Source organism: uncultured Ferrovibrio sp. (assembly GCF_937960835.1).
In the GTDB taxonomy this organism is placed as follows: Bacteria; Pseudomonadota; Alphaproteobacteria; order Ferrovibrionales; family Ferrovibrionaceae; genus Ferrovibrio.
This window is the reverse complement of the sequence record NZ_CALGPC010000006.1, coordinates 510,190-526,476: the sequence shown is the minus strand read 5'-3', so window position 1 is coordinate 526,476 and position 16,287 is coordinate 510,190. Positions and strand designations below refer to the sequence as shown.

The following is a 16,287-nucleotide window of genomic DNA, read 5'->3' as shown; positions in this document are numbered from 1 at the left end:
CTTCACAGCTTCGCCCCCGCGGTCACGCCATTGATCTCAGGCAGCACGCGCACGGTCTGTCCAGGGATCAGCTTATGCACGCCGGCGGTCACCACCTTGTCGCCCGCCTTCAGGCCGCCGGCGATCAGCACGGCGTCTTCGATATAGGCCGCGACCTGCACCGGCTGCAGCGTCACGCTGCCCTGCTCGGCATCCTCCTTGGGGGAATAGATCCAGACGGCTGGCTTATCGCCCTGCTGATACAGCGCCGAAAGTGGCAGCGGAATCACGCTGGCATCGCTGCGTCGGATGATTGAGGCGGTGGCAGTCATACCAAGGCGCATGGAGGCCGGCGGGTTCAGCACCGTGACTTTCACTGCATAGGTGCGCGTCACCGGATCGGCGCCCGGCGCGATCTCGCGCACCACGCCGGCATATTCCTTGTCTGGCTGCGCCCAGAGGCTGACCGCGATTGCAGTGGCGTTGCGCAACTCGTCGAGGCGGTTTTCGGCGACATTAAACACCACCTCCTTTTCTTCCGGTCTTGCCAGCTTCATCACCGTCTGACCGGCAGATACCACTTGGCCGGCCTCGATGCTGATCGCAGTGATGACACCATCGGCATCGGCCTGCAGCTCGGTATAGTCCATCTGGTTCTGCGCCACGCGAAGCTGCGACTTCGCGCTTTCGAGCTGCGCCTCGGCGGTGTTGTAGGTGTTCTGCCGGCGGTCTAGTTCAGCCTGGCTGATCACCTTGCCTTCGAACAGCTTCTTGTATCGATTGAGTTCGATCTGGGCCTGATTGAAATTCGCCTGCGCCGCGCTGACCTGCGCTTTCGCATTCTGAATCGCAAGACGCGTATCTTCAGGATCCAGACGGGCGAGCAACGTGCCCTTCTTTACTTCCGAGCCGACCTCGACATAGCGGGCGACGATCTTGCCGCCGACGCGGAAGGCCAGATTGGTCTCGTAGCGGGCTCGAACCTCGCTGGTATAGCTGGAGCGGCTTTCGAAAACCTGAGGCGTGGCTGTGGTCACGCGCACCGGACGGACCGGCTCAGGCGGCGGGGGCGGTTGCTCGCAGGCCGCCAGAGCCGTCAGAGACAACAGACCCAGCAGCATGACCGCCCGAGTGGTGAAAACCCGAGTGGTCATAAAATGTGTGGCGCGCATAACAGCCTCTCCTATGGGGCCGTCCGGGAGCGCACATCTTGTCCTAACTGAAAATCCCCCGAACGACGCGGCTTACTCGTCTTGCTTTCCAGCCGGCATGCCCGCTCTTTCGGCGGTTTCCTCCGACTGCAGCAGCCCCCGTTTCGCGCATTCCAGGACCCAGACCCGGATTGCGCTCGACAGATTGCCCGAGCGTGCAGCGTCGATATCGCTGACCATCTGATTGATGGTCTTGCCGTCCTTAGCCGCCAGGATTCGCAACGCCTCCCAGAAGGCCTGCTCCAGGGAGATGCTGGTCCGATGGCCGCCGACCACAACGGAGCGTTTCAGGACGGTAGTCGGCATGTCGTCATCCGCACGGCCGGGCAGGCCGCGTGAAGGGGTGTTTAGCATTGGCGGTTATACGCGCCAAGCGGGCCCTCACAGCGGCGTGACCGCCGTCACGCGCTGCCGTGTAGAAATTACGACAGCTCAGCACAGAATTCCTGGATTCGCGCGCAGGCATCCTTCAGCGCCTCGGTCGAGGTGGCGTAGGAAATGCGGAAATGCGGGCTGAGGCCGAAGGCCTCGCCGAACACGACCGCAACTCCCTTCTCTTCCAGAAGAGCGTTGCAGAAATCCTGGTCGTTATTGATCTTGATGCCGCCCTTGCTGGTCTTGCCGATGGTGCCGGCGCAGCTTGGATAGACATAGAAGGCGCCTTCCGGTTTCGGGCAATGGATGCCCTTGGCCTGGTTCAGCATCGAGACCACCAGGTCGCGGCGCTGCTTGAAGACCGCATTGTTCTTCGGGATGAAGTCCTGCGGGCCGTTCAGCGCCTCGACGGCAGCAGCCTGGCTGACAGAGGACGGGTTCGAGGTCGACTGCGACTGCAGGTTCGCCATCGCCTTGATCAGTTGCACCGGACCGCCGGCATATCCGATACGCCAGCCGGTCATGCAATAGGCCTTCGAGACGCCGTTCATGGTGAGCGTGCGCTCATATAGCGCGGGCTCGACCTGGGCCGGCGTCGTGAAGACGAAATTGTCGTAAGTCAGATGCTCGTACATGTCATCGGTCAAGATCCAGACATGCGGATGCTTGAGCAGGACATCGGTCAGCGCCTTCAGTTCATCGCGCGTATAGGCGGCGCCCGAGGGATTGGACGGCGAGTTGAGGATCAGCCACTTGGTCCTCGGCGTGATTGCAGCGTCCAGCGCCTCGGGACGCAGCTTGAAGCCATCCTCGGCCTTGCCGGTCACAAAGACAGGCGTGCCGCCTGCGAAATTGACGATATCGGGATAGCTGACCCAGTAGGGCGCCGGGATGATCACCTCGTCGCCCGGATTGACGGTGGCCAGCAGCGCGTTGAACAGAACCTGCTTGCCGCCGGTGCCGACGCTGATCTGCTCGGGCTTGTACTCCAGACCGTTCTCACGCTTGAACTTGGCGATGATCGCCTGCTTCAAAGCCGGGGTGCCGTCGACATCGGTGTAGCGGGTCTCGCCACGATCGATCGCCGCCTTGGCGGCTTCGCGGATATTGGCCGGGGTCTCGAAATCCGGCTCGCCGGCGCCCAACCCGATCACGTCACGACCGGCGGCCTTCAGGGCACGGGCTTTCTGCGTGGCGGCAATGGTGGCGGACGGCTTGATGCGGCCGAGAGCATCGGACAGGAACGGCATGGGGTGCGACTCCTAGGCGCAAACGGAAAAGCGGGCGAACCATACGTCCCTAAACCCATCAACGCAACGGGGCTTCCTGCTGGAAAAGCAGGCAAACCGGCGCAACTTTGTGCAGAAACGCTTCCGACGGTGGGTCGGGGCCGGAAATCCCGCTCTCCGCGCCCAGTCAGAGTTTGGACTGAGAATTGCATACCGTTCCGCCTGGACCAGTGTTTGATTTCGCCCTTGGCGGGTGTGTGAGCCCGGACATAGACTGTTAGGCCAAAGCCGGGGCGACTCGAACAACCGGCAGTTCTTAAGCTTACGGGGAGATTCTTCTTATGACCTTCGCATCTCGTATTTCGCGTCGCGGGCTGGCTTACGCCGCGGCCGGCCTGGCACTGACGCTGGGGCTAGGCGTCACCGACGCGGCCGAGGCTCAGACCAAGCTGAAATTCACCCTCGACTGGGCCTTCCAGGGCCCGACCTCGGCTTTCCTGCTGGCCGAGCAGAAAGGGTATTACAAGGCCGAGGGCATCGACATCACCATCGACGCCGGCCAGGGCTCTGCCGGCGCGCTGCAACGCGTGGCCACCGGCGCCTATGAGATGGGCTATGCCGACATCAATGCGCTGATCGAATACAATGTGAAGAATCCCGACGCCCAGGTGAAGGCGGTGATGATGGGCTACGATGCCCCGCCATTCGGCGTCTATGCGCTGAAATCCTCGGGCATCAAGACGCCGAAGGATCTGGCCGGCAAGAAGCTCGGCGCTCCGGTCTTCGACGCCTCCTTCAAGCTGTTTCCGGCCTTCGCTGCCAAGATCGGCATCGACAAGTCGACGGTCACCCATATCAACCTTCAGCCTCCTCTGCGCGAGCCCAGCCTGAAGAATGGCAGCGTCGATTTCATCAGCGGCCATTACTTCTCGTCGATCCTCGATCTTGAGAAGATCGGCGTGAAGGAAGACGAGATCGTCTCCTTCGCGTATTCGGATTACGGCATGGATTTCTACGGCAACGCGGTCATCGCTTCGCCGAAATTCATCAAGGAGAATCCGGCCGCGATCAAAGGCGTGGTCAAGGCCACCATCAAGGCTTGGCAGGAAATTGCCGCCAATCCGGAACTCGGCATCAAGGCGACCAAGACGCGCGATGGCCTGACCGACGAAGCGCTGGAGATGAAGCGCCTCAAGCTGTCGCTGGAGCGCAACGTGCTGACGAAGTACGTCAAGGAAAACGGCTTCGGCGGTGTCGACATGGCGCGCCTGCAGCGGTCTTCGGATGCAGTGGCGCAGGCTGTCGGCCTGCCCCGCGCCCCGAAGGCGGAAGAGCTGTTCGATGACAGCTTCTTGCCGCCCAAGGCCGAACGCATGATGCCGTGAACGGAATCTGAAAACCTGTTATAGTACCAAGGCGGCGGGGATGACCCGCCGCCTTTTCATTTCACCATAATCAAGAAGAATGTCCGCCTCGCCCGCCATCTCGCCGCGTCCCGGCCGTACCGGGACAGCCGCCTCGACCGATTGGAAAGCCGTTGTTGCCGTGGTGGCCGCAGGCGTTGTGGTCTCGATCCAGCTTGGAAAGCTGCCGCCGCTGCTTCCCGATCTACGCGCCGACTTCGATCTCGATCTGGTGACGGCAGGCCTTGTCGCATCGTCTTTCAATCTGATCGGCGCTTCCATCGGCATCGCCGCCGGTTTCGCTTCCGACCGGATCGGCGGCCGGCTGGCGCTTTGCTTGGGATTGGGCATCGCCGCCCTGGGAAATCTGCTCGGCTTCTTCGCCGAAGGAATCGCGCTGCTGCTGGCAGCCCGGCTCATCGAGGGGCTCGGATTCGTGCTGACCGTCGTCTGCGGGCCCAGCCTGATCGCGGCCGCCACCCGGCCGCAGGACCGCAATCTCGCACTCGGTCTGTGGAGCACCTATATGCCGTTCGGCGTGGCGCTTGGGATGTTCGGCGCCTTGCTGGTTGGCCTGATCTTGGAGTGGCGGGGCCTATGGCTGCTTATTGCCGGCCTGCTGGTTGTCGCTGCCGTATTGATCGCGAGATCGACGCGCAACCTGCCACCGCCGCCCCCGCGGCGCTTCAGCGCTGCGCCGCTGCGGCGCCCCGGGCCATGGCTGCTGGCGGGCTGCTTCGCCTGCTACACCACGCAATGGTTCGCCATCGTCACCTGGATTCCCACCTATCTGCGCGACAGCGGAATTGACAATGAAACCTTGATCACCGCCGGGACCGCGGCCGTGGTGCTGATCAACGTGATCGGCAACATGTCGTCGGCGGCCTTAATGCATCGCGGTCTGCAGCGCTGGGCGATTATAGCCGCGATCTCCGTCTGCATGGGGATGTTTGGCGTGCTGAGCTTTGCCGATGGCATGCCCTTGGCAGGCAAGATCGGTTTGGCGATGGCGGCATCGGGCTTTGGCGGTATGCTGCCCGCTGCCGTGCTAGCTAGCATTCCGGCTCAGGCGCGCGATCACGGAGAAATCGCCACAGTCAACGGCGTTGTTATTCAGTTGCTCAATATCGGCTCCTTCATCGGTCCGCCGGGGCTTGCAACCATGGTCGCCTGGCTGGGCGGATGGAATGATGGCCGATGGTTACTGCTTGTCGCCGGACTGATCGGCACCGGATTAGCGTTTGGATTGCGTAAGGTGGAGTCTTCCCATGAAGGTTGATCGCGGTGACGCCCTGCTGCTGCTGACGGTCATCATCTGGGGCAACACATTCCCCACTGCAAAATACGTTCTCAACGTGCTGCCGCCGGGCGTTTACGCCTCCACTCGCTATCTGCTGGCGGCGGTCACATTGATGGCGGTGCTGGCCTGGAAACAGGGGCTGAAGCTGCCGCGGCGCCAGGATCTGCTGCCGCTGATCGGCTTCGGGCTGTTGGGCATCACCGCGATGCAGCTTTTGTGGACCAACGCGCTGTCCCTGACCGCGGCCTCCAAAGGCGCCATTCTGGTGGCAGTTTCGCCCATCTGGGCGATGCTGATCACCTCGCTGCGCGGACAGCTGCCGGGCCTGCGTGCCTGGGTGGGCATCGTACTGTCTTTCGGCGGTGTCTTCCTGGTGATCAACAACAGCGTGACGGCGATCAATGTTGGCGGCGGCAGTTTGATTGGCGACCTGCTGTTTCTGACGGTGGCCTTGTGCTGGGCCTGTTACTCGGTCTTCGCACCGCCTTATCTGGCGCGGCTTGGCGCGCTGTATGTATCCGCCTGGTCGATGCTGTTCGGCGCCATCGCGCTGGCGCCCGCCATGCTGCTTGGCTGGAACGAGGTGGATTGGCCTGCTGTCAGCCTCGGCCATTGGAGCGCATTTCTCTACACCTCCATCCTCGCCGGTGCTTTGGGCTATCTCTTCTGGTATGAAGGCATCGCGCGGCTTGGGGTCGCGCGCTCGGTGATTTACTCGTATCTCATCCCCGTTTTCGCCCTGCTCAGCACCGTCGCCTTCCTGGGCGAACATGTCTCGCTGGTACAGTTGACCGGCGCCGCCATCGTGATCGGCGGACTGATCCTCACCCGCACGGCCATGGCCAGGAAGAATTAAAAGCACTCAACTTTCGGCAATCGCGCAGAAGCCGGCACTGCCGTCGGTGAGCGTCACTGGCTCCAGCGCCAGCACGATCAGGCCTTCGGCCTTCACCATGTCGCGCAATGCCGCCTCGTCATACCGAGAAGCCGGCACGACGGCGATGAAGGCGCCGGCCAGGGCCAACGCGATTTTCACCGCCGAGAAAAGCAGCGCGATGTCGCCGTTGAGCCAGGAGACATCGGCAGCCACGATAAGATCGTAATGATCCGGCCGCGCTTCCAGGAAAGGAATGATGTCGCCGGTATCGGTGTCGTCGTAGACGCCCGCCTCGAAAAGCTGCCGCGTGCGGTCTGCATCCGGCGTGATCATGTCGATATGCTGGGCCAGGCGGCGCAACTCGGCGACATAGCGGCCCATGCAGCCGCCCAAATCGATGGCCCAGCCCACCGGCCTTTCGCTGCTGACGACATGCTGCGCTGCCGCCGCGGCAATGGCAGTACCCGGTGTCTCCAGGCTGGCCAGCAGGTCGTCCACCGACAGTGCCGGCATCGCAGCAGGCGCGGCGTCCGTTTCTGTATCCGCAGCCAGCCGCCGCAGCGCGAAGACATACCCCTGCACCGGGCGGTTTTCTTCCCGCCGGAGCGTCACCTCTTCCAGGCTCAGCAGCACGAAGCCCGCCTCGGCCGCGCGCTTGCGCAGGTAGCTTTCTCCATGCTGATAGCGGCCGGTCTTATCCGCCTGATAACGCCCATCGGCGCCTTTCTCGACGGTTGCGACGAACACGCCCCCTTCATGCAGGCTGGCGCAGACGGCGCTGAGAAGCGGCCTCAGATCGCCAAAATAGGCCAGCACGTCGGCGGCCAGGATCAAGTCGTAGGCCTGATTGCGGCCTTGCAGGGTTTCAATGATCTCGCCGACGATCAGTTCGTCATAGCTGCCGCGCGCCTTCGCCTTTTCGATCATGCGTGAAGACAGATCGACGCCATCGAGGCGCTCCGCCAGGTCGCGCACCTCAGGTCCCAGCAGGCCGGTGCCGCAGCCAAGATCGATGGCGCGCCGCACCTTCTGATCTTCGCCCAAGGCTGCCCGTGCCGCAGCGGCGACCTGCTGCGGCGCCTGATAGTCGAGCCAATGGGTAAGCTTTTCGTCGAACGTGTCCGCATACTGGTCGAACATGTCGGCGATATAGGCGGCATCCGGCTTTTCCGGCGCCGCGCCGGACAAGATACCGATCATATGCGCGGCTTCCGCATGATCGGGCTTGATCGCCAGCAGACGGCGGAACGTCAGCAAGGCATCGGCGCGCCGGTCGAGCCGCAGCTGCAAGCGCGCAACGCTATGCAGCAGGGCTTCCGAATCCGGGTTCTCGCGCAGTGCTTGTTCCAGCTTGCCCAGTTCAACGGCCAAGCCCTGGTTCAGCCGCATCTGAGCCAGCGCCGAATGGACGGGATCTTCGGGAAGCTTGTCCGGCGGCGCAGCCTGAACCGGGCCACGCACGCCAGCCAGCCCCAGCAGCATGTCGCTGACCGAAGCGGGACGGACGACTTTACGCAGCGGCGGCGAAGCGCCGCCGGATTTTTTCTGCCGCCGCCGCTCCCGCCGGTTCATTGCGCTTAGCCGCGCTCGAGCGGCTTGTAGCGGATGCGATGCGGCTGATCGGCGTCAGCCCCCAGCCGCCGCTTCTTGTCCGCCTCGTAATCCTGGAAGTTGCCTTCGAACCACTCGACATGGCTGTCGCCTTCGAAAGCCATGATGTGCGTGGCGATACGGTCGAGGAACCAGCGGTCGTGGCTGATCACAATAGCGCAGCCGGCGAAGTTCAGCAGCGCCTCTTCCAGCGCACGCATGGTGTCGACGTCCAGGTCGTTGGTCGGTTCGTCGAGCAGCAGCACATTGGCGCCGGACTTCAGCATCTTGGCGAGATGCAAGCGGTTGCGCTCGCCACCCGATAGCATGCCGACCTTCTTCTGCTGGTCCGCGCCCTTGAAGTTGAACCACGAGCAATAGGCGCGGCTCGGCACCTCGCGCTTTCCCAGCAGGATCATGTCGTCGCCGTTGGACAGCTCTTCCCAGACGGTCTTCTTGTCGTCGAGGCTTTCGCGGCTCTGATCGACATAGCCCATCTTGACACTCTCGCCGATGCGGAGCGTGCCGCCATCGGGCTTCTCCTGACCGGTGAGCATGCGGAACAAAGTGGTCTTGCCGGCACCGTTCGGGCCAATGATGCCAACGATGCCGCCAGGCGGCAGCTTGAAGGACAGGTCGTCGATCAGCAGGCGGTCCCCGAAGCCCTTGCGCAGATTCTCGGCTTCGATGACGACATTGCCCAGACGCGGGCCCGGCGGAATGGTGATCTGTACCTGCTCCTGAGCGCGCTCGCTCTCCTGCGCCAACAATTCCTCGTAGGCCTTGAGGCGGGCCTTGGATTTGGCCTGGCGGGCGCGCGGGCTTTGCCGCACCCACTCCAATTCGCGCTGCAAGGTGCGACGGCGGGCATCCTCTTCCTTGCCTTCCTGCTCCAGACGTTTGTCCTTCTGCTCCAGCCAGGAGGAGTAGTTGCCCTCCCACGGAATACCCGAACCCCGGTCGAGTTCGAGAATCCAGCCGGCGACATTGTCGAGGAAGTAGCGGTCGTGGGTGATCGCCACCACGGTGCCGGGATATTCGTGCAGGTAACGCTCCAGCCAGGCGACGGATTCCGCGTCCAAGTGGTTGGTCGGCTCGTCGAGCAACAGCATGTCCGGCTTGGACAGCAGCAGGCGGCACAGGGCCACGCGGCGCTTCTCGCCACCCGACAACTTGGTCACGTCGGCATCGCCGGGCGGGCAGCGCAGCGCATCCATGGCGATCTCGACATTGCGCTGCAGATCCCAGGCATTGGCGGCGTCGATCTTTTCCTGCAGCTCCGCCTGCTCGGCGATCAGCGCGTTCATCTCGTCGTCGTCGGTGATTTCAGCGAACTTGGCCGAAACCTCCTCGAAGCGATCCAGCAGAGCCTTGGTCTCGGCCACGCCTTCCATGACGTTGCCCAGCACGTCCTTCGAGGGATCGAGCTGCGGTTCCTGCGGCAGATAGCCAACCCTGACGCCTTCCGCCGCCCAGGCCTCGCCGGTGAATTCCGTGTCCAGCCCGGCCATGATCTTCAGCAGCGTGGATTTACCCGCGCCGTTCAGACCCAGCACGCCGATCTTGGCGCCCGGGAGGAAGCTGAGCCAAATGTCTTTCAGGACCTGCTTGCCGCCCGGATAGGTCTTGCTCAGGCCCTTCATTACATAGATGTACTGATACGACGCCATAATTCGCTCCGGCGCTATAATTGCGCGAAAATTGGGCTGAGTTGTATCGAAACGAGGCCCCCAGCGCAATGCGGCGAGGGCTCTATTTCACCCCTGTTTTCCAGGGCTTTAGGCCAACATCAACGCCCGCACATGCGCTGCGGCGGCGCTGGCCAGGGCGTTGAGATCATACCCCCCTTCCAAGGTCGAAACCACCCGGTCCCGGGCCGACTTGCGGGCCACAGCCAGCAACTGCTCGGTAGCCCAGTAATAATCCTCATCCGTAAGCTGCAACTGGGCCAGCGGATCGGCGCGATGGGCATCGAAACCCGCCGAGATCAGCAGAAGTTCCGGCGCAAAGCCCTCCAGCCGCACCAACACCCGCTCCATCGCCTGCCGGAATTCCGACGATCCGGCAAAAGGCCGCAGCGGAACGTTCACCACATTCCCGGCAACACCCTTTTCATGGGCGGCGCCGGTGCCGGGATAGAGCGGATACTGATGAGTGGAACTGTAAAACAGGTCCGCATCGGCCTCGAAGGCGGCCTGGGTGCCATTGCCGTGATGGACGTCGAAATCGACCACCGCTATGCGCTGCAGCTTCCAGCGGTCCCGCGCGTGCATGGCGCCCACGGCGACATTGTTAAACAGGCAGAAACCCATCGCCTGGTTAGGCTCGGCATGATGACCGGGTGGGCGGACAGCGCAGAAAGCATTGCGCATCTCTCCTTGCATGACGGCATCGATGGCGGCACAGACCGCGCCGGCGGCCCGCAAAGCCGCTTCGCCCGAGCCCGGCGAAACGATGGTATCGCCATCGATGAAGCGCAACCCAGCCTGCGGGATGCCGCGCAGAATACGGTCCACATAGTCGCCCGGATGCACCCGGGCGATTTGGGCGGCTGTGGCGCGCGGCGCTTCGCGGCGGTCGAGGTAGAAGAATTCCTCCCCCTCCAGCCGATTCAGCACCGCCCGCAGCCTTTCCGGGCATTCCGGATGGCCTTCTCCCGTGTCGTGGGCGAAACAGGCGCTATGCGAAAACAGCCCCGTTACCATGCCGTGACCATATGCTTGGCCCCTCCCAAACTGCGAAAAACGCAGGACGTTACGCTATCGCACGTATACAATAGATCATGGTGAGGCTGATTTCAGCAACGGCTGCGGCCGCTGTCGGATCGGGAATAATTGTTTGTGGGCCATTCCAGCACATGAAACTTCTGGGCCAGGTCATAGTCGTGGGTGTCATAGCCGCCGGGGCGGCACTGGCCTATGTTTATCGCGACGCCATTCCGTTCATCGGCAAAAATCAGACGCAGACGGCAACGCCAGGTAGCGGCGGCATGCCTGCGCTGCCGGTCGAGACCGCAGCCGTGCGCCGGATGGACATTGTCCGCACGGTGGAGGCTGTCGGCACGGCGCAGTCCAACGAGGCGGTGACGATCACTGCCAAAGCGAACGGCATCGTCGAAAAGATCAATTTCCAGGAAGGCCAACAGGTCAAGGCCGGCACCATCCTGGTGGAACTGGAAGCCAGTGAAAGCAGTGCCAAGATCAACGAGCTGCGCGCCAGCCGCGATGCCGCCAAACTGGCCTATGACCGCGCGTTACAATTGGTGCAAAGCCGCAGTGTGGCACAGGCGCGGGTCGATGAACTCGCCAAGGCTTATGAAGCCGCCGAAGCCCGCCTGTCGGCCGAGCGCGCCCGCTTCTCCGACAGCGTGATCCGGGCACCCTTCAGCGGCAAGCTGGGCTTGCGCCGGGTCAGCCTCGGCGCCCTGGTGCGGCCGGGCGACAGCATCACCACCTTGGACGATACCTCAGTCATCAAGCTGGAATTCGACGTACCGGAAACCGTACTGAGCGGTGTCGCGATCGGCAATACCGTCACCGCCAAGGCCAGCGCCCTGCCGAATAAGACCTTCCGGGGCACCGTCGTAACCGTCGACAGCCGGATCGATCCGACCTCGCGGGCAGTCAAGGTCCGTGCCACCATTCCCAATCCGGATGACGTCATCAAGCCCGGCATGTTCATGACCGTCGCGCTGACCATCGGCGTCATGAAGGATTCGCTGGTGGTGCCCGAGGAGGCGCTGCTGGCCCAGGGCGGCGAGCAATTCGTCTATGTCATCAATGACGGCAAGGCGACCCGTACCCGCGTCACCGTCGGCCAACGCCTGCCCGGATTGGCGCAGATCCTGAGCGGCCTTCGCGACGATGACCAGGTTGCCGTCACCGGCCTGCAGCAGCTGCGCGACGGCATGCGGGTTCGCCCGGCAACACCGCCGATATCGGGAACGCCAAACCTGCCGCCCAAAACGGCATCGTGAGCGATCGCAAGAACTGAATAGGCCGCAAACGGCCGGGGAAGCCCCATGGTTCTGTCGGATGTCTCGATCAAGCGCCCGGTTTTCGCAACCGTCATCTCGCTGGTGCTGATCATCTTCGGCCTGTTCGCGCTGCGCGGCATGTCCGTGCGCGAATATCCCGACATCGATCCGCCGGCGGTGAGCGTTACCACGATCTATCGCGGCGCCTCGGCCGAGATCATCGAAAGCAAGATCACCCAGATCATCGAAGATTCGGTCGCCGGCATCGAAGGCATCCGCTCGATTACTTCCACCAGCCGCGAAGAATCCAGCTCGATCAGCATCGAGTTCAACCTCACCCGCGACGTGGACGATGCCGCCAATGACGTCCGCGACAAGGTCAGCCGCGTCCTGACGCGCCTGCCCGACGAGGCCGACCAGCCGACGATTGCCAAGACCGAGGCCGATGCGCGGCCGATCATCTACATCTCGATGTCCAGCGACCGGCTGTCGCTGCTGGAGCTGACCGATTACGCCGACCGCTATCTGGTCGACCAGCTGTCGATCATCGATGGCGTCGCCTCGGTCAACATCTACGGCGCGCGGCGCTATTCCATGCGCGTCTACCTCGACCGCATGGCGATGGCGGCCCGCAATATCACCGTGCAGGACGTCGAGGACGCGATCCGCCGCCAGAATGTCGAACTGCCCTCCGGCCGCGTCGAAAGCAGCATGCGCGAATTCACCGTGCGCACTGATTCCGGCCTGCGCACCGCGCAGCAATTCCGCGACATCGTGCTGCGCGAGCAGGACGGCTATCTGCTGCGTCTGGGCGAGGTCGCGCAAGTGGAACTGGGCGCCGAGGATGACCGCACCGAGCAGCGGGTCAACGGCGTCACCGCCATCGGCCTCGGTATCATCCGCCAGTCGAAATCCAACGCGATGGAAATCTCTCAGGGCGTCACCAAGGCAGTGGAGCGGCTGCAGGGCAGCCTGCCTGCCGGCGTCAAGATGGAAATCGCCTATGACCAGTCGAAATTCATCAGCCAGTCGATCTACGAGGTGTTCCATGCCCTGATGGTTGCGCTTGGTCTGGTGATCGGCGTGATCTTTCTGTTCCTGCGTTCCTGGCGTGCCACGCTGATCCCCGCCATCGCGATCCCGGTCTCGGTGATTGGATCCTTCATCGTCATCGGCGCGCTGGGCTATTCAATCAATGTACTCACACTTTTAGCGCTAGTGCTTGCCATCGGCCTCGTGGTCGATGACGCCATCGTGGTGCTGGAGAATATCCATCGCCGCATCGAACTGGGCGAGCCGCCGCTGCTGGCTTCGCTGCGGGGTGCACGGCAGATCGGTTTCGCCGTGATCGCCACCACCATCGTCCTGATTGCCGTTTTCGTGCCGATCTCGCTGATGGAAGGCAATACCGGAAGGCTGTTCCGCGAATTCGGCATCTCAGTCGCCGCCGCAGTGTTATTCTCCGGCTTTGTCGCGCTGACCCTGACGCCGATGATGTGCTCCAAGCTGCTGCATGAGACCAAGGAAGAGAGCTGGTTCTACCGCGTCACCGAGAAATTCTTTACCGGCATGGCCAATGCCTATGGCTGGCTGCTGCGGCGGGCGCTGGCCGCTCCGCTGCTGGTGCTGCTCATCGGCGGCGTGGTCTCGGTCGTCGCCTACCTGATGTTCGTCAGCCTGCCCCGCGAATTTGCGCCGATCGAGGATCGTGGCGTCTTCTTCGTCCAGATCACGGCCCCGGAAGGCTCCAGCTACGAATATACCCGCAGCAACGTCATCAAAGTCGAAGAGGCGCTAAAGCCCTATATCGAAAACGGTACCGCCAGTGTCATTCAGTCCTTCATTGCCCCGGCCTGGGGCGGCCGCCCCTCGCCGGCAAACTCCGCCTTCATGGTGATCCGCCTGCGCGACTGGTCCGAGCGCTCGGTGAAAAGCCAGGACATCGTCAAGGACGTCTTTCCGAAGCTGCTGAGCATCACCGGCGTGCGCGCCTTTGCGATCAATCCACCCAGCCTCGGCCTGCCTGGCAGCCAGGCACCGGTGCAGTTCATCATCGGCGGTCCGACCTATCCGCTGCTGGACGAATGGTCCGAACGTGTCATCGAGCGTGCTCTGCAGAATCCGAATCTTCTGAACGTCAACAAGAGCTATCTTCCGACCCGACCTGAAATCCAGGTGCAGATCGATCGCAACCGCGCCGCCGATCTAGGCGTGCCGGTGGAAACCATCGGCCGCACCCTGGAAACCATGCTGGGCTCGCGCGAGGTCACGAACTTCCAGCGCGACGGCAAGCAGTACAAGGTGCTGGTTCAGGCCAAGGCCGAGCAGCGAGTCACGCCGAACGATCTGAACAATATCTACGTGCGCGCCGGGGGACAGAATGGCCGGCTGGTGCCGCTGGCCAGCCTCGTCACCATGAAGGAAGCCGCCAGCGCACGTGAATTGCCGCGCACCGACCGGCTGCGCTCGGTCACCATCACCGCCTCGCTTGCGCCTGGCTATACGCTGGGAGAGGCACTGGAGTATCTGGAAGGCGTTGCAGCCGAGGTTCTGCCGCCCGAGGCGCGCATCTCCTATGGCGGCCAAAGCCGCGAATTCAGGGAATCCTCGGCGGCGATTTACGTCACCTTCGCTCTGGCGCTGATCATCGTCTTCCTGGTTCTGGCTGCACAGTTCGAAAGCTGGATCCACCCCACCATTATCATCTTCTCGGTTCCTCTGGCGGTGACCGGCGCGCTCGGCGCACTTTTGCTGACGGGGCAGTCGCTGAATGTCTACAGCCAGATCGGTATCGTCATGCTGATCGGCCTGATCGCCAAGAACGCCATTCTGATCGTGGAGTTCGCCAATCAATTGCGCGACGATGGCCGCAGTATTCTCGATGCGGTGACCGGAGCCTCCATCATCCGCCTGCGTCCGATCCTGATGACCTCCATCGCCACCATCTTCGGCGCCTGGCCGCTCGCCTTTGCCAGCGGTGCCGGGGCAGAATCGCGCTCCGCGCTTGGCTGGGTGATTGTCGGCGGCATGTCCTTTGCCACCCTGCTCAGCCTGTTCGTCGTGCCGGTGCTGTACAATCTGTTGGCCCGCTACACCAAGCCCACGGGTTACATCGCCCGCAAGCTGAGCGAACTGGAGAAGCAGCCAAATGTCGATGCCCGTGACGGCAGCAAGGCTGCAGCGGAATAGGCTTGCCGCCCCTGCAAAGGGATAGGTTATCGTTTGATAACCTGACCACGGCGTCGGGCGCGTGATTTGATGCATCACCCCTTGAGAGGCGAAGGGATAACAGATGACGAGCCGGAAAAACGGCGGTGGCGACGAGACCGAGAATCGCGCCTTCGAGGCAGCGGTTGCCAACGCGCAGGCGGCCGTCGCCGGACTATCGGACAAGTATATCGGATGGGTGACCGAGGACCTGCAGCGCCTCGATACCGCTATCGCCGCCGTGCGCGACAGCCAAGACGCCGCGACGCTGCGAAATGTTTATGACGTCGCCCACGACATCAAGGGACAAGGTTCCACTTTCGGCTATCGGCTGGTGACCGAGATCGCCCATCTGCTGTGTCGCTACGTGGACGAAGCATCGAAGCGGCAGCAATACGACCGCACGGTGGTTGACGCCCATGTCACGGCCTTGCGCACCGTCATCGACAACCGCATTCAGGGCGATGCCGGCGATATGGGCCGCGAGATTCTCCGCGCGCTGAAAGACGCGGCAGCCAAAAGCCTCGGCTAAGCAAAGCCCGCCAGAGCACTATTCCTCAGCGTCCTCGGCGCGCCGGAACGGCCCCGGATAATCAGGCCGGGTGAAACGGCGGCGATCCGGACCGAAATAACCGCCGCCGCGCACGAATTTGCGCGGTTTGTCGATCACTTCGCGCAGCCGAATCTCCAGCGATTTGGCCGAAAGCGGCAGCACCAGCAGCTCGTTGACACCCGCATCCAGCGCCTCGCGCACGCGTTCACGCGTGATCGTTGCGGTGACGATGATTGCCGGCAGGAAGGGATTCGGCGAAGCTGGCTCGTTGCGCAGGCGGCGGATCAGGTCGAGGCCATCCGACAGATCGCCTTCGGCGGCAGGCAACTCCCAGCGGCAGATCAGGGCGTCGACCCTGTCCCTGCCGCTCCTGATCCCATGTGCGCATAGCACCTTCCAGGCCGCCGCGGCGTCCGGCACATGCTGCCAGCGCGCCACGCCCAGCCCCTCCAGCAGCCAGCGCCAGGTGCTTGTCACATGGTCATCCTGGTCCACGACCAGCACATGGATTTGACTCAGGTCATAGACCATTGGGCTCTCGCGGCATTTACTGAACCAGCTTCTATTGCACCGTAACCGGCCGTTCG

The 16,287-nt window shown here is 62.7% G+C and carries 13 protein-coding genes; 6 read left to right on the top strand and 7 right to left on the bottom strand.

All coding sequences use genetic code 11. The features are described 5' to 3' along the window. Positions 1–2: 2 nt before the first annotated feature. The 3 genes from Q0603_RS06890 to Q0603_RS06880 all read right to left on the bottom strand — a co-directional run bounded on the left by Q0603_RS06890 (position 3) and on the right by Q0603_RS06880 (position 2,815). Positions 3–1,151, bottom strand: coding sequence for an efflux RND transporter periplasmic adaptor subunit (locus Q0603_RS06890; RefSeq protein ID WP_298723940.1), 1,149 nt, complete (start codon positions 1,149–1,151; stop codon positions 3–5). Positions 1,152–1,223: 72 nt separating this feature from the next. Beyond that, positions 1,224–1,496 carry a ribbon-helix-helix domain-containing protein gene (locus Q0603_RS06885; protein WP_298723938.1) on the bottom strand — a complete coding sequence of 91 codons (273 nt, stop codon included), beginning with the start codon at positions 1,494–1,496 and terminating at the stop codon, positions 1,224–1,226. Positions 1,497–1,612: 116 nt separating this feature from the next. Then, the gene (locus Q0603_RS06880) at positions 1,613–2,815 is read right to left on the bottom strand and encodes a pyridoxal phosphate-dependent aminotransferase (protein ID WP_298723936.1); all 1,203 of its coding nucleotides are present in this window, start codon (positions 2,813–2,815) and stop codon (positions 1,613–1,615) included. Positions 2,816–3,135: 320 nt separating this feature from the next. Between Q0603_RS06880 and Q0603_RS06875 the strand changes: the two genes are divergently transcribed. The 3 genes from Q0603_RS06875 to Q0603_RS06865 all read left to right on the top strand — a co-directional run bounded on the left by Q0603_RS06875 (position 3,136) and on the right by Q0603_RS06865 (position 6,353). Further along, positions 3,136–4,179 carry an ABC transporter substrate-binding protein gene (locus tag Q0603_RS06875; protein WP_298723934.1) on the top strand — a complete coding sequence of 348 codons (1,044 nt, stop codon included), beginning with the start codon at positions 3,136–3,138 and terminating at the stop codon, positions 4,177–4,179. Between the two features lie 79 nt (positions 4,180–4,258). After that, positions 4,259–5,476 carry an MFS transporter gene (locus tag Q0603_RS06870; protein WP_298723932.1) on the top strand — a complete coding sequence of 406 codons (1,218 nt, stop codon included), beginning with the start codon at positions 4,259–4,261 and terminating at the stop codon, positions 5,474–5,476. Then, a complete protein-coding gene (locus Q0603_RS06865; RefSeq protein ID WP_298723930.1) occupies positions 5,466–6,353 on the top strand; it encodes a DMT family transporter in 888 nt (295 codons plus the stop codon). The genes Q0603_RS06870 and Q0603_RS06865 overlap by 11 nt, the downstream gene beginning before the upstream one ends. 6 nt (positions 6,354–6,359) lie before the next feature. On the opposite strand, the gene Q0603_RS06860 is transcribed toward Q0603_RS06865, so the two are convergent. The 3 genes from Q0603_RS06860 to Q0603_RS06850 all read right to left on the bottom strand — a co-directional run bounded on the left by Q0603_RS06860 (position 6,360) and on the right by Q0603_RS06850 (position 10,669). Beyond that, positions 6,360–7,946 carry a methyltransferase gene (locus Q0603_RS06860; RefSeq protein WP_298723929.1) on the bottom strand — a complete coding sequence of 529 codons (1,587 nt, stop codon included), beginning with the start codon at positions 7,944–7,946 and terminating at the stop codon, positions 6,360–6,362. A 5-nt stretch (positions 7,947–7,951) separates the two neighbouring features. Continuing rightward, on the bottom strand, positions 7,952–9,634 hold the full coding sequence (gene ettA, locus Q0603_RS06855) for an energy-dependent translational throttle protein EttA (protein ID WP_298723927.1): 1,683 nt from the start codon (positions 9,632–9,634) through the stop codon (positions 7,952–7,954). Between the two features lie 108 nt (positions 9,635–9,742). Beyond that, a complete protein-coding gene (locus tag Q0603_RS06850) occupies positions 9,743–10,669 on the bottom strand; it encodes a histone deacetylase family protein (RefSeq protein WP_298723925.1) in 927 nt (308 codons plus the stop codon). Between the two features lie 152 nt (positions 10,670–10,821). Here Q0603_RS06850 and Q0603_RS06845 point away from each other — a divergent pair, with 152 nt between their 5' ends. The 3 genes from Q0603_RS06845 to Q0603_RS06835 all read left to right on the top strand — a co-directional run bounded on the left by Q0603_RS06845 (position 10,822) and on the right by Q0603_RS06835 (position 15,679). Beyond that, on the top strand, positions 10,822–11,940 hold the full coding sequence (locus tag Q0603_RS06845) for an efflux RND transporter periplasmic adaptor subunit (RefSeq protein WP_298723923.1): 1,119 nt from the start codon (positions 10,822–10,824) through the stop codon (positions 11,938–11,940). 45 nt (positions 11,941–11,985) lie between these two features. Next, positions 11,986–15,129 (top strand): efflux RND transporter permease subunit, encoded by a 3,144-nt coding sequence (locus tag Q0603_RS06840; protein ID WP_298723921.1) that lies wholly within the window; start codon positions 11,986–11,988, stop codon positions 15,127–15,129. Between the two features lie 103 nt (positions 15,130–15,232). Next, entirely contained in the window at positions 15,233–15,679 is a 447-nt protein-coding gene (locus Q0603_RS06835; protein WP_298723919.1) for an Hpt domain-containing protein, read from the top strand. Between the two features lie 18 nt (positions 15,680–15,697). On the opposite strand, the gene Q0603_RS06830 is transcribed toward Q0603_RS06835, so the two are convergent. Continuing rightward, positions 15,698–16,231, bottom strand: a complete 534-nt coding sequence (locus Q0603_RS06830) for a response regulator (protein ID WP_298723917.1) — start codon at positions 16,229–16,231, stop codon at positions 15,698–15,700. Between the last annotated feature and the right edge of the window lie 56 nt (positions 16,232–16,287).